We start from the raw sequence: 18958 nt of genomic DNA, 5'->3' as shown, positions 1-18958 counted from the left end.
CGGTCGACCGGGTTAAGTGGGGTTGGCCGGGCGGGCCAGGGCTGCGGATTCGCGCTCGTTGAAGATCGTTCTCGGGCGTCGCCACAGGAACCGACTCAGCGCGCACGCTTTTGCGCATCGCACCAATCGGCCGAAGTTGGAATATACGCCATGAAATTCACAATGACAAAATATTTTAATGGGGTCAGATTCTAATTAAAAACCGCACCAAAAGAAGGCTCAGCTTTATTGGGGTCAGATTAATTTCACTCGATCGCAGCGTGGCGAAAGACGTCGTGATTTCAAATACTTGGGGGATGGGAGGCAGGCCGGAACCGGCCTGCCGGATGGGACTTCAGAGGGTCTCGGAAACCGATTTACGTGGTCGGCCACGCGTCAGTGGACTCACTCGACGATTCGCCGCGAGCGACATGCGGGCCTGATATTCCGGGCCGCCGAGCAACCACCCTTTCTGCGTTGCTGTACGCAGTGCGTCGATTTCGTGCGGGGGCAGTGGAATCGAGAACCCCTCCGCGTAAGCCCGCTGACGCTCGAACGGCGTATTGCCGAGCGCCCAATACAGCGCGTGGTCCGTCACCAGACTGTCGACCGTGAGACCGACGTGGTGGTTGTAGCTCGACCAGACGTAATTGCCGGGCGCGTCCACCAACCCGGCACGCACCGGATTGAGTTCGACGTAGCGGCTGGCGAGCAGCAGGTAGTGCTCGGCCTCGATCACCGTAGCGCGATACCGGCCCTCCCACAGAGTGCCGGTGCGCTGATGGCGCCGATTGAAATACAACACGTAATAGCGGCCGACCGCCTGAAGAGTGGCGGGCAAGCTGCGCTCGTCGGACGGCGTCGCTACCAGATGCAGATGGTTCGGCATCATGCACCACGCGTGAATCGCCAGTCCGTGAGCGCGCGCAGCGTCGCGAAGGCGGTCGTGAAATACGCGTCGATCCTCGTCGTCCACGAAGATCGCCTGTCGGTTATTGCCGCGCAAGATGACGTGTTGCGGTTGGCGCGGAATGAAAAGTCTCGGTAATCGGGCCATGCTTATTCAAATGTAATGCTTTAAAGCTCGACATCACGATTTGCGAGAGGGTTTTATCTTGAAAAACCTCTTTAAATACTGATATCTAGCCAAACCCCGTTGATTCGTACAAAAGCTCTAGATCCGGCGATTGCACCGTGAAATCCCAAGCGCATAATGCATCGAAAAATAAATAAATAATCTTGGGAGGATAGACAAATGACAACTCGGACCTATCGGTCCGCGGCGCGTTATTGCGCGCTCGGACTCGGCATTTCCCTGGCGTCCACCAGCGCCTTTGCACAACAAGCCGGCGACAACGTCGTCAACCTCGGGTGGTTTCACATCGCCCCGCAAGACTCCAGCAAGCCGATGACCACCAGCGTCACTCAGGAGGGCCTCACGCCCTCTCTGGTGCCGTCGAACTTCACCTCCCCCGGCAGCGGCGCGAAGGTCAGCAACGCCGACACGCTCGGGCTCGTGATTACTCACTTCTTCACCGACAACATTGCGTTGCAGTCGGTGGCTGGCGTTCCCGCCAAGTTCAAGCTCACGGGTCAGGGCGTGATCGCGCCACCGGGCATCGCCGGCCAGCTCACGAGTATCGACCTCGGCGCGCCGCAAAACAACCCGATCGTGCAAAGCGTGCGTCAATGGAGTCCGGCGCTCGTGCTGCAGTATTACTTCGGACAAGCCAATTCGACGTGGCGCCCTTTTCTCGGTGTCGGCGTGAGCTATACGTTCTTTACCAACGTCAATCTCAATCCGAATTTCGAAGCGGCGTTAAATCAGAATTTCGGCAACGTGCTCGCTTTTACTTCCGGACATAACGGACCGACAAGCGTGGAAGCGAAATCGTCGGCGTCCTGGCAACCGGTATTCAACGCCGGTTTCTCGTATGCCTTCGACAAGCACTGGGTTGCGAGCGCATCGGTCTCCTACCTGCCGCTCAAGACCACCGCGAACATCAAGATCAAGGCGCAGGACGGCACGGTGCTTTCTTCCTCCGACGCCGAAATCAAGCTGAATCCGATTGTGACCTTCGTATCGCTTGGCTACAAGTTCTAAACTCAGTGTGCGGGACGCATAATGCGTCCGGCATATCGGACTCCGCAGTGAATTCCTAAAAGCGTGCCTGACATATAAGGGCACGCTTTTCTTTCGTCCAGCGCTTTTTCCTAAGGGCATTCCATGAGTCGATGCGTGGAAACAACACCTTTAGAGCGCGGCCTCCAGACTCTCGCTATCCGACACTTTGCACGGTCGGCATAATGGCCCTGAATTTCATTTAACGAAATTCTCGACAATAAAGAATCTTGAGCAGGAGACGAATCGATGAAGTTGAAGCATTTGACGATTGCTGCCGCAGCCATGCTGACGGCATCGGGGGCCGCCTTCGCGCAGCAAGCTGGCGATAACGTTATCAATCTTGGTTGGTTCCACCTCTCGCCCCAGGTATCAAGCGATCCGCTGCATGTCACGGGATCGAACGTGCCGGGCCTCGCCAATCTGGTGAACAGCCGTCTCGGTAACACTGGCGCCCAAGTGGACGACGCCGATACGCTGGGCCTGACGTTTGCCCACTTCTTCACCGACAACATCGCCGTGGAAGCCGTGATGGGCATCCCGCCGAAGTTCCGCCTGTACGGTCAAGGCAACCTCGCGTTGCCGGGTGGCGGCTCGCTCGCCTCGGCCAAACAGTGGAGCCCCGCGCTGTTGCTGAAGTACTACTTCGGTCAGGCCAACGACACGTGGCGTCCGTTCGTGGGTATCGGTGCGAGCTACTTCTTCTACTCGAACATCGAACTCACGCCTGGCTTCCAGTCGCTGGCCAGCGCTGCGCTGACCGGCGGCCCCGGCGGCAACACCACGGCAAGCCTGACCAACTCGTGGGCACCGGTCTTCAACGCCGGTATCAACTACAACATGGACAAGCACTGGACGCTGGCTTTCTCCGTGTCGTACATCCCGGTCAGCACGACCGCCAAGCTGACGACGACTCGCGGTCCGATCACGACGACCAGTGAAGCCAAGGTCAAGCTGAACCCGGTCGTGACGTTCTTGTCCCTGGGCTATCGCTTCTAAGCCACGCTTCCGCGCAGCCTCGATGCGTCGAAAGACGCGCCAAGCTGTTCCGAAAACGCCGCCTTGCGCGGCGTTTTCGCGTTTCTGGCCCTGATGTAGGCGCTTTCTCACACGAACTTCAGCGAACGCGCTGCAACTTTCTTTTTTCCCGAACGCTCTGAAGGTGTACGCACACGAACTGCCGCGCCATAATGGCCGTTCGCGTCAGGGTTCCACCGGCGCCGGCCCATCCGGGCTCGTTGGGCGCCGCATTTCAATACCACCTCTTGGTATCACCTCTTGGGAGTCTGAAAATGGGAATTGCCTCGAAAGCGGAAACAGCACTGAATAGCGGTCTGGAAGATGCACGCTATGCCGGCCGACGCACGGCACGCGCGGCGCGCCTGGCCAGTGGCGACGTCTCATCGCGCGTTCGCGATCTGCTCGACGACCTGGACCATGCGCTCTCCAACGCGAAGTCGGCCTCGGACGTTGAGGCCCTGCGTGCCGAAATTGGCGACAAACTGCGCCAGGCCCGCAGCGACTTCGGTGATGCTCGCGCCAACCTGCGACTTCGCGCCAACGAAGTCTGGGAAGAAGCCGATGGCTACGTGCACGAACGGCCGTGGCAAACCGTCGGTACCGTGGCCGCCGTGGCATTGGTCCTCGGGTTTATCGCGGGACGTAGCTAATCCTTCCCGGCGTGCCGTGGCGCACGCACGGGCTTCCGGGATGACGACGGGCACCCCGCCCCTCGCTGTCCCGGCCAAAGTGAAAACAGCCGGCAAATGCCGGCTGTTTCGCTTCATCCCTTGATTCCGTGACTCCTCACTCCCGCGCGTCAGAGCGTCGGCTCGATCGTGAAGAGTCTGCGGTATTCCTTGATGGCGTAGCGATCCGTCATCCCGGCCACGTAATGCGCAATCCAGCGCGGCTGATCCTCGACGTTCTCGGTACGGTAGTTCGGTGGCAGCAACCGAGGATCGGCGAGAAACGTATCGAACAACTCCTGAACAATGCGCTGCGCTTTCGCCGCCATGCGCATGACGAGATAGTGCCGATACAGGTTGTCGAACAGGAATCGCTTGAGTTCTCCCGCCTGCTCTCGCATCTCGGTGCTGAAAGCCACGAGGGGTCCCGCGCCGCGCACATCGTCCATCGAGGACGGCGAAGCATCGGTAATACGCTGGCGGGTGGTCGTAATCAGGTCGACGATGAGCGCATTGATGATCCGACGCGTCGTCTCATGTACCAGTCGTCTGCCGGCGATCTCGGGCCATGCCGAGCGTGCTTCGGTGCAATAGCGCTTCCAGAGCGGCACGGCATCAAGTTGATCGAGTGACAGCAGCCCCGAGCGCACGCCGTCGTCGATATCGTGATTGTTGTAGGCGATCTCATCGGCGAGATTGGCAATCTGCGACTCGATGCCAGGCTGGCGCCCCTTGAGAAAACGCTCGCCCAGCTCCCCCAGACCTCGCGCATTGGCGCGAGAGCAATGCTTGAGAATGCCTTCGCGCGTCTCGAAGCAGAGGTTCAGACCGTTGAACCCGCCGTAATGCTCCTCGAGTTCGTCGACAACGATCAGGCTCTGAAGATTGTGCTCGAACCCGCCATAGTTCTGCATGCACGCGTTGAGCGCGTCCTGCCCTGCGTGGCCGAAGGGGGTATGCCCCAGATCATGCGCCAGCGCAATCGCCTCGACGAGATCTTCGTTCACACGCAAATTTCTTGCGATCGACCGGCCGATCTGCGCCACTTCCAGGCTGTGAGTCAGACGCGTGCGGAACAGGTCGCCTTCGTGGTTGACGAAGACTTGCGTTTTGTATTCGAGCCGGCGAAAAGCAGTTGAATGGATGATGCGGTCACGGTCGCGCTGGAATTCCGTGCGCGTCGTCGGTGCCGATTCGGCGAACCGCCGCCCGCGTGACGCGTTCGAGCGCGCCGCGTAAGGGGCAAGCGACGCTTCGTAATCGATCATCGCCAGCCCTCCGTCTTAGATATTGGCGCGCAATGTGGCGCGAAGTTCGGCGTCGGGAACGCTCGTCATGAACGCTTGACCCAGCCGATTAAGCAGCACGAAGCGGATGTCTCCGCCTTCCGCCTTCTTGTCGACTCGCATCAGATCGATATAGCGATCCTCTCCGAGGTCAGGCGCCTTGACCGGCAGCTTCGCCGCCGCAACCAACGCCTTGATACGCGGCACCAGCGCTTCGTCGATAAAGCCCAAGCGCGCCGACAGGTCGGCAGCCATCACCATACCGCACCCCACCGCCTCGCCGTGCAGCCACTCGCCGTAGCCAAGCCCCGCTTCGATGGCGTGACCGAACGTGTGGCCGAAGTTCAGCGTGGCACGCAACCCCTGTTCGCGTTCGTCACTCGCGACGACTTGCGCTTTGATTTCGCAGGACCGTTGCACGCCGTAGGTGAGCGCCGCCGTATCACGGCCATTCAATGCGTCGATATTCGCTTCGATCCAGTCGAAGTATTTTTCATCGGCAATCGCACCGTGTTTGATGACTTCCGCCATCCCCGCCGCCAACTCACGCTCGGGCAGCGTAGACAAGGTGCCGATGTCGGCGAGAACCGCGCTCGGCTGCCAAAACGCCCCGATCATATTTTTACCGAGCGGGTGATTGATGCCGGTCTTGCCACCGACCGAAGAATCCACCTGCGCGAGCAGCGTCGTCGGTACTTGAACGAAGGGGACGCCGCGCATGTAGCACGCCGCGGCAAACCCGGTCATGTCGCCGACGACACCGCCACCGAGCGCGATTAGCGTGGCCTTGCGGTCTGCCTGTGCGCCGAGCAGTTCGTCGAAAATCAGATTGAGCGTCTGCCAGTTCTTGTGCGCCTCGCCATCGGGCAGCACCGCAGTAACCACACGCTTGCCAAGGCGCTGCATTGTTGCAGCGACACGTTCGGCGTAGAGCGGGGCAACGGTCGTGTTCGTCACGATCACGGCATGCGTGCCACGCACGTGCGGCGCAAACAGCGCTTCCTGCGTGAGCAGCTCCGTGCCGATGTGAATGGGGTAGGCGCGCTCGCCCAGATCAAGTTTGAGGGTAATCATGCCGCTTGTTGTCATGTTCAGCGATATCGGCGGAATCAGCGGGGAAAGGCATCGGGCGATGGCGACACCGGTGTCGTCTGCAGCGCGTCGTCGCGGCCAGTCTGCACCGGGTTACCATCGGCATTCCCCGCCTGCGATGTCACGTTGTGCGCACCGTCGAGCGCAACCACGGACGTCTCGGCCGGCCCACCTTCAGAGGCTTCCGGCCCCTCGTGCGGCACCCCGGCGTTGCTGGGAACGATCCCCGCCATCTCCAGTTGCATCAACACCATGTTGACGAGTGCATTCACACTCGGCCGGCCGGTTTCGATAACGAAGGTTGCGCACTCGCGATACAGCGCGTCGCGCTCCTGAAACAGTTGTTCAAGACGCGCACGCGGGTCGGCGGTTTGCAGCAACGGTCGATTCTTGTCACGACGCGTGCGCAGCCAGAGGTCATGCGGATTGGCGCGAAGATAAACGACGGTGCCTCGCGACTTGATGTTCTCGCGATTCTCCGCGCGCAGCACTGCGCCCCCGCCGGTCGCGAGGACGATGCCACTGCGTTGGGTGAGTTCGTCGATGGTCTGGGCTTCACGCTGACGGAAACCGTCCTCGCCTTCGTGCTCGAAGATGACCGGAATGCGCACGCCCGTGCGCGCCTCGATCTCATGGTCGGAGTCATAGAACTGCCGCCCGAGACGTCGTGCCACTGCGCGCCCAACCGTGGTCTTGCCCGCCCCCATCAGTCCGACAAGTATTACGTTTTCCAGCATAAATCGCTGATATTTGGGTTCCAATCCCTGATGATACCGGGATCTGCGTCGGGCGTGCGGAACGCGTCGCCTCGGGGAACGCCCCGGTCAGCCGGGGATGGCCCGACGGCCAGTCGGTTTGCGGCGGTGCCGGGAGCACTTCAGGGCCACCCCAGGGCGCTTCCGGCGGATCGGAAAGCCCGTCGGTACGCCCTCCCTCAGGCACCACACTGGGCGTGAGAAACACCAGCAGTTCGGTCCGGCGATCGTCGTTGGCGCGATTGCGGAATAACGCCCCCAGCAGAGGCACGTCGCCCAACCACGGCACGCTGGCACGACTGTCGCGCCGTTCTTCCTGATAGATCCCGCCGATAGCCACCGTTCCACCGTTCTCGACCTGCACCTGCGTCTTGACGTGCCGCGTGTCCACCGCGTACCCCTCGGCCACCGCTTGCCCCACGCTGTCCTTACGCACGTCGACGTCCAATATCACCTGACCGTCGGGGGTGATCAGCGGCGTCACTTCGAGCCTCAGCGTCGCCTTGCGAAACTGGACCGACGTCACACTGCGACGCCCGCTCCGGGTCTGGTAGGGCAACTCGGTACCCTGCTCGATGATGGCCTGAATCTTGTCGGCAGTGACCACGCGCGGTCGGGAAACGACACGCCCGCGCCCGGTCGTCTCGAGTGCCGACAACTCCAACTGCAGAAAGCGCGTTGCCGAACGGCCAAATAGGGTGATGGCCAGACTCGGCGGCGTAACGCCCGCAAGCACAGCGGCAGGCAAGCCAATATTGACCGAGTGCCCCGATGATGTTCCGTCGCCCTGAGTCGTATCTCCGCTGCCCGACGATTTGCCTGCTTCGAGTCGATCACCGCCCTTCTGCCCGCCCTTTCCTTGCCCGTCGTACCCCGCCAGCCGGACGCCCAGCGACTCGCTGAACCGATCGTCGGCCTCGACGATGCGCGCTTCGATCAGCACCTGCCGGACCGGCACATCGATCCGTGCAACGAACGACGCCAGCGCATCGAGCTTTTCCGGCAGGTCGGTCACGAAGAGTTGGTTGGTGCGAGGATCGGCGATCAGACTACCGCGTGACGACAGGAGTCGCTGCCCCTTACTGTCTTTCTCGCCCATGATGATGTCCCGCAATGCCAACGCTCGCGGATAGTTCAGCGTGAAGCGACGACTCGCCAGCGGCAACAGCGCCTCGCGCTTCGCCGCAGCCTCCAGTTGCGTCTGCTCGTCGGCCAGCAAATCGGCGCGCGGCGCAATCCAGTCGACACCGTTCAGGGATTGAACGCCAAGCCCGGCACTTCGGATCATGACGTCGAATGCCGTGGCCGCAGAGACGCCCTGCACGTCCATATCAAGACGCCCGGTCACGCGCTCTCCGATCACCACACCTCGCCCGATCAAACGCGCGAATGTCCGCAGCGCATCGACAACTTCGACCCCATGAAGCGTGACATCGACGGACGCCGCCTCAACATCCTTCGCCGTGGTCCGCTGCCGGGGAGGTCCTTCGCTCCACGTCGCCGCCAATCCAGCCGTGGCCGTCCGGTGCAACGTGACACGACGCGATCCCGCCCGCATCGCCCCGACAGGTTTCTCGTCGTCGACCGACGAGGGGGCGCCCGACGTCGACATCGTCACCGCGTCCTGTCCCGAATGACGCGTGAGCAGCGTGCGGAATACATCGACCGTGTCTGCGGGCATCGTCCAGCGAAGCGCCGGCGCGGGCAATGTTGGCAGCGGCCGCGCTGCGGGCGCACTGGAAACATCTGACGGCCGTTGCCAGCGAAACGCCGTTACCGTGGCGGCGAGTCGGGCCTCACCATCGCCCCCGTCCGTCCGATCCGACGATCCCATCCCCGGCCCCTCGAGCGACAGGTGTTCGACGGCCACATGACGTGGCAAATTGTCGATTTCCGCGAGCCAGCCGAGCAATTTCGCGACCGGTCCCCTCACCCGCATTTCCGCACGCTCGATTGCTATCTCGCCGTCCGCCGCCGATGTCCCCGACCGAGCCATCTCCAGCGTCAGGCCTGCGTTAGCCGCGAGCCGCTCGAGATCGGCACGCCACGTCGCGTCCGGGTCATTCACGGAGTCCGGCAACAACGCTTCGGTCGGGTCCAGGTCGGGTGCGTCGCCGTTTTCGCTTCCTTCGGCGAGCGGCAGCAAGCGCCGCCAGGCCATCGACTCGGCCTCTGCGTCCTGAAGCGTCGTCATCATGGCGGGCAATCGACGAGCGGCATCGTTAGCTCGCTCCAGCGCCTGTCGTTCGACATCGAGATCCTTCTGCAAAGTCGCGCGCACAGGCAAGCCCATCAACCACCAGACGGACCATGCCAAGACAAGGCCAGTCAGCCACGCGAGGGTTGTCAGCGCCCACCGAACCGGTTGCGGCCACTCTGCCGGGGATACCGACGTCCATGCCGTCCATCTCTCACGCCAACGCGTCACCACGTCATGAAAAATATCTCGAACGTCGTCCGGCGGGGGGTGCTCACCGTGCATCGGGCACCTCCTCGGTCACTGCGCTGGCATCGGTACCGATCGCGAATGCCATGGGATGGGCGGTGGCCTTCACGTCGATACGTAACGTGAATCGACGGATATTCGGCACCAACGTCTGCGCAGCAGCGCTCACCCACTGACGTCTGGCGCTCTCGGGGACAACACTTGATTCGACTTCCGTCACTTTGCGCACCCACGGCAGGGCTCTCAAGCGCTTCTGGGTTTCCCGCACCCGCGATTGCGTCGTCGCATAGCCTTCGATCCGTAGTTGAGCGTCGCCCGTCTTCACCGAGGTCAGTCGCACGCCATCCGCGCAGGCGCGCACGATGTCGAGCAACCGGTAAGCGACCGGTTGCCGTCGTTCGATCAGTGTGAGGGCCGCCCGGCGATGCGCGTTTATGGTGGCGAGCTTGCGACTCGTGATATCGAAAGCCTTCAGCGTTCCACCCAGCTTGTCGCTTGCCTCACGCAACGCCGTCAACTGCGCCTGCGCCTCGCGACGCTGCTGAATGTCCCGCGCCATCGGCATGAGCGCCGCCAGTGCACCGAGCACCGCCACAGATGCCCACATGCGCCATTGCCGTCGGAAGGCGCGCTGCCGCAGTTGCGCCAACGTAGGAAGGAAATCAAGCGGGGGAATTCGCGTGCTCACTCGCATGCCACCCCCTGCATCGACATGGCGCGCAATGCCAGCCCGCAAGGCACGGCAAGCGATGAGCGTTGCGCGAACGTCTGACGCCTCGGGCCAGCCGACGTCGGCGTCTCGAACCGTCGAAGCGGATCGAACGGCCGTACCGGCATGCGGCATGAGGCACTCACGGCATCGCAGATTGCGACCAATCCACCAGCGCTTGCCCCTTGCGCGGCCACATACGTGACGCTCGGGACGACGGGCAGCTTGGCCATCAACTCTCGCACGACACTGGCCAATGCATCGGGATGACCGCCGACGCCATCAAATCGCTCGCGCGCGTCGGCAACACAGATGTCTGCCTCGAACACCGACAAATCGAGATCGCGGGTGTCCACCTGCAACAGCGCCATCGGCACACCGCTTTGTTCCGTCGCCCCAGCCTCTTTACCCGCCGGCCACGCCCATCGGAATGCCCTGCGCCCAGCCTCGTGCGCTGCGTCGATGGCATGCGCCCGAAGTCCCGACATTTCCAACACGGCCACGCGGTCGTCCACCAATGCTGCCTCGCAGGCATACAGCCGTAGTCGATGGTTGCCCGGGTCGGCCCATGCAACGCCAACGCGATTGCGCAAATCGGGATCGCCATCCCCGGGCAACAGCAGCGCGGCTCGCCGCTCGCACCAGGCACGCAACGCCCGCGCCGGGAGGTCCCTCGGATAATCGACGACCTGCGTTTTGAGCCCATGCGCGGGAAGCGCGAGCACGATGGTGTCGTCGCGCAGGTCCTGAACACCGACGCCGATCCGCTCCAGCAATTCTTCCAGACGACGGGCTGCCGCTTCAGGCTTGGCGATCAAGGCACCTCGCACCATGTCGTCCTCCAGCACTGCCGATCCATACCCAGCCAGACGCAATTGCGCGAGCCCGGCTACACGCGTCAAGCGAACGAAATGCAGGCCGCCCGCGTCAAAATGAATACCGCAACCACCGCCTCCGGCGCGCGGCATGACTGCCGCCAGTCGGCTGCCCATGTGGCGCATGCCGCGCAGGACCGCTTCGATCATGATGTCCTCCCGTCTCTCCTCGTCGATGGGATCGATGCTATCCAGCCCGATTGAGCAACCCAATCGGACCAGTCCGAAACCGGGCGGCAATGGGACAAGCAAAATGCGCTTTAGGAATTCGTGCCGTTTTTTCCTCGTCCGATTCCTAGACTCCATAGGCCGGAACTCCGATTTCGGGCGGCGGCGGAGGGCGGTTGCGGGTCGTTCGTTATAATCGGCCCATCGATTTTTCCGGTTCCCCCATGGCAAGCACACCCCAAACCGAGACACCCCGCGACAAGCGCCCGCCCAAACCGCGCCGCTCCATCTGGCTGCGCATCGCCCTTTGGTTCGCCGGCCTGATCGCCGCGATGGTCGTATGTGGCGCGCTGCTCGCGGGGTACATCCTGGTGGTGATGACGCCGCAGTTGCCGTCGCTCGACACCATCGTCGACTACCGCCCCAAGATTCCCCTGCGCATCTACACTGCCGACGAAATCCAGATTGGCGAATTCGGTGAAGAGCGGCGGAATCTGGTGCGCTTTGCCGATATTCCCGACGTCATGAAGAAAGCCGTGATCGCCATCGAAGACGATCGCTTCTATCAGCACGGCGGGGTCGACTTCATCGGCATTTTCCGCGCGGGCCTCGCGAACTTCACGCGAGGCGGATCGTCGCAGGGCGCCAGTACGATCACGATGCAGGTCGCGCGCAACTTCTTCCTGTCCAGCGAAAAAACCTATACGCGCAAGATTTACGAAGCGCTGCTCGCCTACAAGATCGAGTCGCGTCTCACGAAGGATCAGATTCTTGAGCTGTACATGAATCAGATCTACCTCGGCGAACGCGCCTACGGCTTCGCCAGCGCCGCGCGCGTCTATTTCGGCAAGGATCTGAAGGACATCACGCTTGCTGAAGCGGCCATGCTCGCCGGGCTGCCGAAGGCGCCATCGGCGTATAACCCGATCGTCAACTACAAGCGCGCTCGCGTGCGTCAGGAGTACATCCTCAAACGGATGTACGACCTTGGGTACGTCTCGAAGGCCGAATACGACCAGGCCGTCTCGCAAGAGCTGGTGGTGCGTGGGCTGGGCAGCGAATTCAGTGTTCACGCCGGGTACGTGGCGGAAATGGTTCGGCAGTTGCTCTACGCCCAGTTCAAGGACGAGATCTATACGCGCGGTTTCAACGTCTACACAACGATCAATTCGGCGGATCAGGAAGCCGCATACGAAGCGCTGCGCGCCGGGGTCATGGCCTATGAGTTGCGTCACGGCTATCGCGGCCCTGAAGCCAACATCGATTTGCCGGACGATCAGGACGAGCGCGAGCAATTGATCGACGACACGCTGGTCGAGCATCCGGACAGTGGCGACATGGTCGCCGCCGTGGTGCTCTCCGCATCGCCGCAGCAGGTCAAGGCCGTGCTTCTGAACGGCGACGATGTGACGGTGACCGGCGACGGCCTGCGCTTCGCCGCCGCCGGACTGAACGCGAAAGCTCAGCCGAAGCAGAAGATTCGCCGGGGCTCGGTGATTCGTGTGACGAAAGACGCGAAGGAAAACTGGCGGATCGTGCAAATGCCGGATATCGAAGCGGCGTTCGTGTCGCTCGACCCGCAGAACGGTGCCATTCGCTCGCTGGTCGGGGGCTTCGACTTCAACCGGAACAAGTTCAACCACGTGACGCAGGCGTGGCGTCAGCCGGGCTCGAGCTTCAAGCCATTCATCTACTCAGCCGCGCTCGAGAAGGGCTTCGCCCCCGCGACCATCATCAACGACGGGCCGCTGTACTTCACGGCTGCGCAGACGGGGGGCCAGCCCTGGGAGCCGAAGAACTACGGCGGTGGCTTCGAGGGTCCGATGCCGATGCGCGTCGCGCTGATGCGTTCTCGCAACCTTGTCTCGATCCGTATCCTGCAAAGCATCACACCGGGCTACGCGCAGAAGTTCATCGGGCGATTCGGCTTCGAAGCCGACAAGCATCCGGCCTATCTGCCGATGGCGCTGGGGGCGGGAATGGTCACGCCGCTGCAAATGGCAAGTGCGTATGCCGTCTTTGCGAACGGTGGCTTCCGCGTGAACCCGTTCATCGTGGCGCGCATTACCGACTCGAAGGGCAACGTCATCATGGAGGAAAAGCCTGCCACAGCAGGCGACGAGACGATTCGGGCGATTCCGGCGCGCAACGCATTCATCATGAATTCGATGTTGCACGACGTTGCGACCCGAGGCACGGCCGCCAAGACCAACGCACTCAAGCGCAGCGATCTGGCGGGCAAGACCGGCACGACCAACGATTCGCACGACGCCTGGTTCGCCGGCTATCAGTCACAACTGGTGGGGGTCGCCTGGATTGGCTTCGATCAGCCGCGCAATCTGGGCGATCGCGAGACGGGTGGCGGTCTGGCGCTGCCGATCTGGATCGACTACATGTCGAAGGCGCTGCGCGGTGTGCCCGAGTCGGCCCGAACCATGCCGCAGGGCATCATTCAGGCGAACGGCGATTACTTCTACGATGACTATCCGCCGGGGCGCGCCGTAAGCACGGTCGGCCTGAGCGCGGACCCTGCGTCCGATGGGTCGGCAGCACCGGGGCCATCGATCGGGACGATGCCCGGTCAAATGCCCGCACAACCGAGCCCGGCACCCGCACCGGTGGATCGTCAGGAACGCCAACGCATTCTGGACATGTTCAACAGCAAGCCCTGACGGGCCGTCCGAACGGGCGGCCCCGGAATGCCCGTAGCCGGGCTCGGGGCCATCACACGCGGCGCATTGCCCTTTCACGCAAAGGGGCGGCGCCGCGATTTTTTTGTCAGTCGGCTTGTAACGTGACCGTCTCGCCCGCCTGTTGCGACGCAAAGCGCGACAGCGCTTCGAACAGTTCGGAATCGTCGCGGGTGTCACGCCACTCGTCACCCTTGAGGCGGTAGTGGAAGCCGCCAGAGCGCGCGGCCACCCAGATTTCGCTCATCGGCGTTTGCAGATTGACGATGATCTTGCTGCCGTCCTCGAATTCGAGCGTCAGGACGTTGCCCGTGCGTTCGCAATCGATATCTACGTCGCTGCCCTCGACAGCCGCCTCCACCTGCGCCAAGACTGCCTCGGCGAGCGCCAGGAATTCACTTTCCGTCATGCTAAACTCCACGCTTTGCGTCATCGTTCGCATGCCGCACCACGCGGCGATACCCCCAATGACTGCACCTATTCGAACCTGCGCGATTGTAGCCTCGATTGCCCTTTTGAGCGTGTTAGCGGGCTGCGGTCAGGCCGGGCCGCTGTACCTGCCCGCCCGGCCGGCGAAACCAGCACCGCCGCCGGGGGCGCCTTTGCCGCCGCCGCAGCGCGTGCCCGAGCCGCAGCGCGGGCCTTCGGTCGATGTGCCGCCGGCCGCTTCAGTGCCTGCGGCCAAACCGGAATAAGCAGCGACAGGCCGAAAGCCCTCCGCCTTGCCAGCGTGCTCTAGTTGATTACCGAGTTTTTCCGATGTCCGACGCCATCTTCTCCTACCGCGACGACGTGCTCCACGCCGAGAACGTTGCTCTGCCCGCCCTCGCCGAGCGTTTCGGTACGCCGCTGTATGTCTATTCGAAAGCGGCCCTGACGAACGCTTATCAGGCTTACGCCAAAGCCTGCGAAGGCCGCAACGCCGCCGTGCACTACGCCGCCAAGGCCAACTCGAACCTCGCCGTGCTCGGCGTGTTCGCCAAGCTTGGCGCGGGTTTCGACATCGTGTCGGCCGGTGAACTCGCTCGCGTGATCGCGGCAGGTGGCGATCCGAAGCGCGCCGTGTTCTCGGGCGTCGGCAAGCACGCAGACGAGATGCGCTACGCGCTGGAAAAGGATGTTTTCTGCTTTAACGTGGAATCGCGTCCGGAACTCGACCGGCTCAATGACGTGGCCGGGCAGGCCGGCAAGCGCGCGCGGGTATCGCTACGTGTGAACCCGAACGTCGACGCCAAGACGCACCCGTATATCTCCACAGGTCTGCGCGGCAACAAGTTCGGCGTGGCCTACGAAGAAGCCTTCGACGCCTATCGCGCCGCGGCGGCCATGCCAAACCTCGAAGTCGTCGGCATCGACTGCCATATCGGCTCGCAAATCACGGAAATTTCGCCGTATCTCGACGCCACCGACAAGATTCTCGATCTCGTCGAAAAGCTTGAAACTGCGGGAATCTCACTGCACCACGTCGACGTTGGCGGTGGCCTGGGCATCACCTACACGGACGAAACGCCGCCCGACATCACCGCATTCGCCACCACGCTGCTCGATCACATCGCCAAGCGCGGCCATGGCCATCGTCAGGTGCTGTTCGAACCGGGCCGCTCGCTCGTCGGTAATGCCGGCGTGCTGCTCACGCGCGTGGAATTCCTCAAGCACGGCGAGACGAAGAATTTCGCCATCGTCGATGCGGCCATGAACGATCTCGCACGCCCGGCGATGTACGAGGCCTATCACGGGATCGATCCGGTGGTGCGTCGGGCCGCCGATGCCGTGACCTACGACGTCGTGGGCCCCGTTTGCGAAAGCGGCGACTGGCTCGGCCGCGATCGTGCGCTGGCCATCGGCCCGGACGACCTGCTCGCGATCCGCTCGGCAGGTGCCTACGGCTTCACGATGAGCTCCAACTACAACACGCGTCCGCGTGCCGCCGAAGTCATGGTCGACGGCAACGAGGCTTACCTCGTGCGCGAACGTGAGACGGTCGAATCGTTGTTCGCCGGCGAACGGCTGTTGCCCGACAACGCCTGACCCCGCTGCCTGCGAAGCGCCCAGAACAGACGGGCGCCGAGCAAGGCTGTCATCACGATCGCATAGATCGCCGGCTGGGCAAGATCGTTCTTGCCCGCCTTCATCCACCAGTAGTGCAGAATCGCCAGCACGGCAATCGCGTAAATCAGGCGATGCAGCCGCTGCCAGCGCTTTGCGCCCATGCGTCGCACGATCGCATGCGGCGACGTCAGCGCCAGCGCCACCATCAGCACGAACGCCGCGAATCCCACGGTAATGAACGGACGCTTGCCCGACACGTCGCGCAGGATACTCGTCCAGTCGAACCACTGATCCAGCCAGAAGTACGTTGCGAAATGCAGCGCGCCGTAGAAGCACGCGAACAGCCCGAGCATGCGGCGAAAGCGCAGTAGCCACGCCTGTCCCGACACGCGACGCACCGGCGTGATCGCGAGCGTGATGCAGAGCATCACCAGCGTCCAGGTACCTGTCGAGCGGGTAATGAACTCGACAGGATTCGCACCCAGCCTATCCATCAGTCCATAGGCGACGAGCCGCAGCAACGGCACCATCGCCAACAGGAATACAGCCACTTTCGCCCACGGCATCCAGCGTTGCACGCGTGACGTCGCGCGGCCGGCCGCGCGAGCAGGCTTATCGGCAGCGGTAGCGCCGGGCACGTCGCCCGAATCGCTCAAGTCGCGCGCTTCGCTCGACCCGGATGGCGTGATCGACACGAGATATCGGCTCAGAAGAATTTACGCAGGTCCATGCCCTGATACAGGCCGGCGACCTGCTCACCGTACCCGTTGAACATCAGCGTCTTGCGCTTGGGTGTGAAGATGCCGCCATCGCCGATGCGCCGCTCGGTCGCCTGACTCCACCGCGGATGATCGACGTCGGGATTCACGTTGGAGTAAAAACCATACTCGTCCGGAGCGGCGCGATGCCAACTCGTCAGCGGCATTTTCTCGACGAAACGGATCTTCACGATGGATTTGGCACTCTTGAATCCGTACTTCCACGGCACCACCATGCGCACCGGCGCCCCATTCTGATTCGGCAGCACTTCGCCATACAGGCCGAACGTCAGCAGGGAAAGCGGATGCATTGCTTCGTCCATGCGCAGGCCTTCCACGTAGGGCCAACTCAGTACGGGGTACGAAAGGCCCGGCATCTGTTTCGGATCGGCCAGCGTCACGAACTCCACATACTTCGCATTGCCCGTGGGCTGGACTTGCCTGATGAGTTCAGCGAGCGAGTAGCCGATCCACGGAATCACCATCGACCAACCCTCGACGCAGCGGTGGCGATAGACGCGCTCCTCGAGCGGGGCAAGTTTGAGCAGCGCATCGATGTCGTAGACCTTCGGCTGCTTCACCTCGCCTTCGATAGCGACTTGCCACGGCCGCGGCTTGAGCGTGCTCGCCCGACGTGCCGGATCGGACTTGTCGGTCCCGAATTCGTAGAAGTTGTTGTAGGTGGTGACGTCTTTGATGTCGGTCGGCTTGTCGGTAAGCACATAGCGGGTGTTGCGCGGCGCCGTCAGTTTTGCGAGGCCGGTGCCGGGGCTATCGGCAGCGAACGCCATGCCGTGCGGCAGCACGCCGAGGGCGGCACCGCCCAATCCCGTCAATCCCGCGCCGGACACGCGCAAGAAGCGCCGCCGCGCCGTGACGGCCTCACGCGGCGTGATGCTGCTCGCCGGAATGTCTTCGCCACGCAGACGCGATTTGCTCGTACCCATGATGCTTTCCCCTGACTTGTCCTCTGCCTCACCCGTATCGCCGCCGTTGGCATGCTCATCGACGCGCGAATGCGACTGTCGATGAAGACTGACGGACGGGTGACGCGGTTCCCGCCACGATGCTGCGGGAAATCATACGACACGATGAAAAAAGCCGCCGGCACCTGCGTGCGGCGGCTTGCTAAGCGGGCCCGATGCGGCGATCCGCCTCAGAGCTGTCCGTAGCTGTGCAACCCCGAGAGGAACATGTTCACACCGAGGAACGCGAACGTCGTGATCAGCAGCCCAGTCAGCGACCACCACGCCGCCACGGCACCACGCAGCCCCTTCATCAGACGCATGTGCAGCCACGCGGCGTAGTTCAGCCAGACGATCAGCGCCCACGTTTCCTTCGGGTCCCAGCTCCAGTAGCCACCCCACGCGTCGGCAGCCCACAACGCACCGAGAATCGTGGCGATCGTGAAGAACGCGAAGCCCACCGCGATGGCCTTGTACATCACGTCGTCGAGCAATTCGAGCGACGGCAGGCGCGATGAGAAGAAACCGCTGTCGAGCGGCTTGCCGGCCGCAGCCAGACGCTTGTTTTCGCCAGACTTGAGCAGATATGCCACCGAGACCATCGCCGCAAGGGCGAACGTGCCGTAACCGATGAAGTTCGCCGGCACGTGGATCTTCATCCACCAGCTTTGCAACGCCGGCACCAGCGGCTGAATCTCATAGGCACTGCGCGCTACGCTGTACCAGAGGTTGAAACCGACTGCCGCGCTGATCACGAGCAGCACGAACGGTCCGAGCGAGCGGGTTTCATAACGGCGCTCGTAGTAGAGATAGAACAGCGCCGTGATTAGGCAGAAGAGCACGAAAACTTCGTACAGGTTCGAGATTGGAATGTGGCCAACGTCGGCCCCCACCAGATACGACTCGTACCAGCGCACCATCATGCCGGTGAAGCCGAGCAGCACCGCCGCCCAGCACAACGACGAGCCCACACTCGCGCCGAACGGCGAACGTGCAATCAGGCCACCCCAGTAGAAAATCGTCGCCAGGAAGAACAGCGCGCTCATCCACAGGATGGCCGACTGACTGGAGAGGAAGTACTTGAGGAGGAACGCCTGATCGGCACGCGCCAGATCATGTTGATACAAGCCAATGCCCGAGAGCGCGAGAATGGCGATCCCGGCCATCAGCCAGCGCACGGATCGCCAATGCCAGCCGAGCAGCGCGAAGGTGGGTACCGAGAGCACCAGAATCGTGTGCTCGTAGTAATCCATGTAGTGGCCGTAGCGATTGAGGGCAAAGCCCGCGCCGATCGCCAGGGCCAGTGCAAACAACCAGTCGCCGATGCTGCGGCGGCGCAGCCATGAGGCTTCCGAATAGCTTTGCGTTAACTCCAT

16 protein-coding genes and 1 pseudogene are annotated in these 18958 nt (G+C 62.4%); 6 read left to right on the top strand and 11 right to left on the bottom strand.

What is annotated here, in order from left to right; genetic code table 11:
- Window positions 1–334 precede the first annotated feature (334 nt).
- Entirely contained in the window at window positions 335–1036 is a 702-nt protein-coding gene (locus tag PI93_RS05300) for a transposase (RefSeq protein ID WP_039374638.1), read from the bottom strand.
- A gap of 198 nt (window positions 1037–1234) precedes the next feature.
- Here PI93_RS05300 and PI93_RS05295 point away from each other — a divergent pair, with 198 nt between their 5' ends.
- The 3 genes from PI93_RS05295 to PI93_RS05285 all read left to right on the top strand — a co-directional run bounded on the left by PI93_RS05295 (window position 1235) and on the right by PI93_RS05285 (window position 3771).
- On the top strand, window positions 1235–2083 hold the full coding sequence (locus PI93_RS05295; RefSeq protein WP_039374637.1) for an OmpW/AlkL family protein: 849 nt from the start codon (window positions 1235–1237) through the stop codon (window positions 2081–2083).
- 267 nt (window positions 2084–2350) lie between these two features.
- Window positions 2351–3100 (top strand): OmpW/AlkL family protein, encoded by a 750-nt coding sequence (locus tag PI93_RS05290; protein WP_039374636.1) that lies wholly within the window; start codon window positions 2351–2353, stop codon window positions 3098–3100.
- A gap of 293 nt (window positions 3101–3393) precedes the next feature.
- On the top strand, window positions 3394–3771 hold the full coding sequence (locus PI93_RS05285; protein ID WP_052241031.1) for a DUF883 family protein: 378 nt from the start codon (window positions 3394–3396) through the stop codon (window positions 3769–3771).
- Between the two features lie 149 nt (window positions 3772–3920).
- On the opposite strand, the gene PI93_RS05280 is transcribed toward PI93_RS05285, so the two are convergent.
- From PI93_RS05280 to PI93_RS05255, 6 genes and pseudogenes are all read right to left on the bottom strand, one after another.
- Complete coding sequence (locus tag PI93_RS05280) at window positions 3921–5057, bottom strand: deoxyguanosinetriphosphate triphosphohydrolase (protein ID WP_039374635.1); 1137 nt, start codon at window positions 5055–5057, stop codon at window positions 3921–3923.
- Window positions 5058–5072: 15 nt separating this feature from the next.
- Window positions 5073–6149, bottom strand: coding sequence for a 3-dehydroquinate synthase (gene aroB, locus PI93_RS05275; RefSeq protein ID WP_039374634.1), 1077 nt, complete (start codon window positions 6147–6149; stop codon window positions 5073–5075).
- Between the two features lie 236 nt (window positions 6150–6385).
- A pseudogene (locus PI93_RS05270) lies at window positions 6386–6904 on the bottom strand (shikimate kinase); the annotation flags it as partial.
- Window positions 6810–9239, bottom strand: a complete 2430-nt coding sequence (pilQ, locus tag PI93_RS05265) for a type IV pilus secretin PilQ (protein WP_158453245.1) — start codon at window positions 9237–9239, stop codon at window positions 6810–6812. The pseudogene PI93_RS05270 and the gene pilQ, both read right to left, overlap by 95 nt.
- Window positions 9240–9393: 154 nt before the next feature.
- Window positions 9394–9975, bottom strand: a complete 582-nt coding sequence (locus tag PI93_RS05260; RefSeq protein WP_039374631.1) for a PilN domain-containing protein — start codon at window positions 9973–9975, stop codon at window positions 9394–9396.
- Window positions 9976–10052: 77 nt separating this feature from the next.
- Window positions 10053–11102, bottom strand: a complete 1050-nt coding sequence (locus tag PI93_RS05255) for a type IV pilus biogenesis protein PilM (RefSeq protein WP_039374630.1) — start codon at window positions 11100–11102, stop codon at window positions 10053–10055.
- Window positions 11103–11344: 242 nt separating this feature from the next.
- Between PI93_RS05255 and PI93_RS05250 the strand changes: the two genes are divergently transcribed.
- A complete protein-coding gene (locus tag PI93_RS05250) occupies window positions 11345–13792 on the top strand; it encodes a penicillin-binding protein 1A (RefSeq protein WP_039374628.1) in 2448 nt (815 codons plus the stop codon).
- A 106-nt stretch (window positions 13793–13898) separates the two neighbouring features.
- Here the strand turns inward: PI93_RS05250 and cyaY are convergent, their stop codons facing one another.
- Window positions 13899–14219 carry an iron donor protein CyaY gene (gene cyaY, locus PI93_RS05245; protein ID WP_039374626.1) on the bottom strand — a complete coding sequence of 107 codons (321 nt, stop codon included), beginning with the start codon at window positions 14217–14219 and terminating at the stop codon, window positions 13899–13901.
- On the opposite strand from cyaY, the gene lptM reads away from it, so the two are divergent.
- The gene (gene lptM / locus PI93_RS24775; RefSeq protein WP_306439124.1) at window positions 14218–14505 is read left to right on the top strand and encodes an LPS translocon maturation chaperone LptM; all 288 of its coding nucleotides are present in this window, start codon (window positions 14218–14220) and stop codon (window positions 14503–14505) included. The two genes, cyaY and lptM, sit on opposite strands and share 2 nt — an antisense overlap.
- A gap of 64 nt (window positions 14506–14569) precedes the next feature.
- Entirely contained in the window at window positions 14570–15838 is a 1269-nt protein-coding gene (lysA, locus tag PI93_RS05240; RefSeq protein WP_039374624.1) for a diaminopimelate decarboxylase, read from the top strand.
- Here lysA and PI93_RS05235 read toward each other — a convergent pair.
- The 3 genes from PI93_RS05235 to ccsB all read right to left on the bottom strand — a co-directional run bounded on the left by PI93_RS05235 (window position 15766) and on the right by ccsB (window position 18958).
- On the bottom strand, window positions 15766–16554 hold the full coding sequence (locus tag PI93_RS05235) for a protein-methionine-sulfoxide reductase heme-binding subunit MsrQ (RefSeq protein ID WP_407945346.1): 789 nt from the start codon (window positions 16552–16554) through the stop codon (window positions 15766–15768). The two genes, lysA and PI93_RS05235, sit on opposite strands and share 73 nt — an antisense overlap.
- A gap of 11 nt (window positions 16555–16565) precedes the next feature.
- Window positions 16566–17564: a protein-methionine-sulfoxide reductase catalytic subunit MsrP gene (gene msrP / locus PI93_RS05230; RefSeq protein WP_039374623.1), complete on the bottom strand. Its 999-nt coding sequence runs from the start codon at window positions 17562–17564 to the stop codon at window positions 16566–16568.
- Window positions 17565–17773: 209 nt separating this feature from the next.
- A complete protein-coding gene (gene ccsB, locus PI93_RS05225; protein WP_039374646.1) occupies window positions 17774–18958 on the bottom strand; it encodes a c-type cytochrome biogenesis protein CcsB in 1185 nt (394 codons plus the stop codon).

Source organism: Pandoraea fibrosis (genome assembly GCF_000807775.2).
GTDB lineage: Bacteria > Pseudomonadota > Gammaproteobacteria > Burkholderiales > Burkholderiaceae > Pandoraea > Pandoraea fibrosis.
The sequence above is the reverse complement of the archived record's forward strand: the minus strand, read 5'-3'. Positions and strand labels throughout refer to the sequence as shown.

Excerpts from the sequence above, each read along its gene's own strand:
- PI93_RS05300 (WP_039374638.1), bottom strand. The coding sequence starts at position 1,036 with ATGGCCCGATTACCGAGACTTTTCATTCCGCGCCAACCGCAACACGTC.
- PI93_RS05295 (WP_039374637.1), top strand. The coding sequence starts at position 1,235 with ATGACAACTCGGACCTATCGGTCCGCGGCGCGTTATTGCGCGCTCGGA.
- PI93_RS05290 (WP_039374636.1), top strand. The coding sequence starts at position 2,351 with ATGAAGTTGAAGCATTTGACGATTGCTGCCGCAGCCATGCTGACGGCA.
- PI93_RS05285 (WP_052241031.1), top strand. The coding sequence starts at position 3,394 with ATGGGAATTGCCTCGAAAGCGGAAACAGCACTGAATAGCGGTCTGGAA.
- PI93_RS05280 (WP_039374635.1), bottom strand. The coding sequence starts at position 5,057 with ATGATCGATTACGAAGCGTCGCTTGCCCCTTACGCGGCGCGCTCGAAC.
- aroB (WP_039374634.1), bottom strand. The coding sequence starts at position 6,149 with ATGATTACCCTCAAACTTGATCTGGGCGAGCGCGCCTACCCCATTCAC.
- PI93_RS05260 (WP_039374631.1), bottom strand. The coding sequence starts at position 9,975 with ATGTGGGCATCTGTGGCGGTGCTCGGTGCACTGGCGGCGCTCATGCCG.
- PI93_RS05255 (WP_039374630.1), bottom strand. The coding sequence starts at position 11,102 with ATGATCGAAGCGGTCCTGCGCGGCATGCGCCACATGGGCAGCCGACTG.
- PI93_RS05250 (WP_039374628.1), top strand. The coding sequence starts at position 11,345 with ATGGCAAGCACACCCCAAACCGAGACACCCCGCGACAAGCGCCCGCCC.
- lptM (WP_306439124.1), top strand. The coding sequence starts at position 14,218 with ATGCTAAACTCCACGCTTTGCGTCATCGTTCGCATGCCGCACCACGCG.
- cyaY (WP_039374626.1), bottom strand. The coding sequence starts at position 14,219 with ATGACGGAAAGTGAATTCCTGGCGCTCGCCGAGGCAGTCTTGGCGCAG.
- lysA (WP_039374624.1), top strand. The coding sequence starts at position 14,570 with ATGTCCGACGCCATCTTCTCCTACCGCGACGACGTGCTCCACGCCGAG.
- msrP (WP_039374623.1), bottom strand. The coding sequence starts at position 17,564 with ATGGGTACGAGCAAATCGCGTCTGCGTGGCGAAGACATTCCGGCGAGC.
- ccsB (WP_039374646.1), bottom strand. The coding sequence starts at position 18,958 with ATGGAGTTAACGCAAAGCTATTCGGAAGCCTCATGGCTGCGCCGCCGC.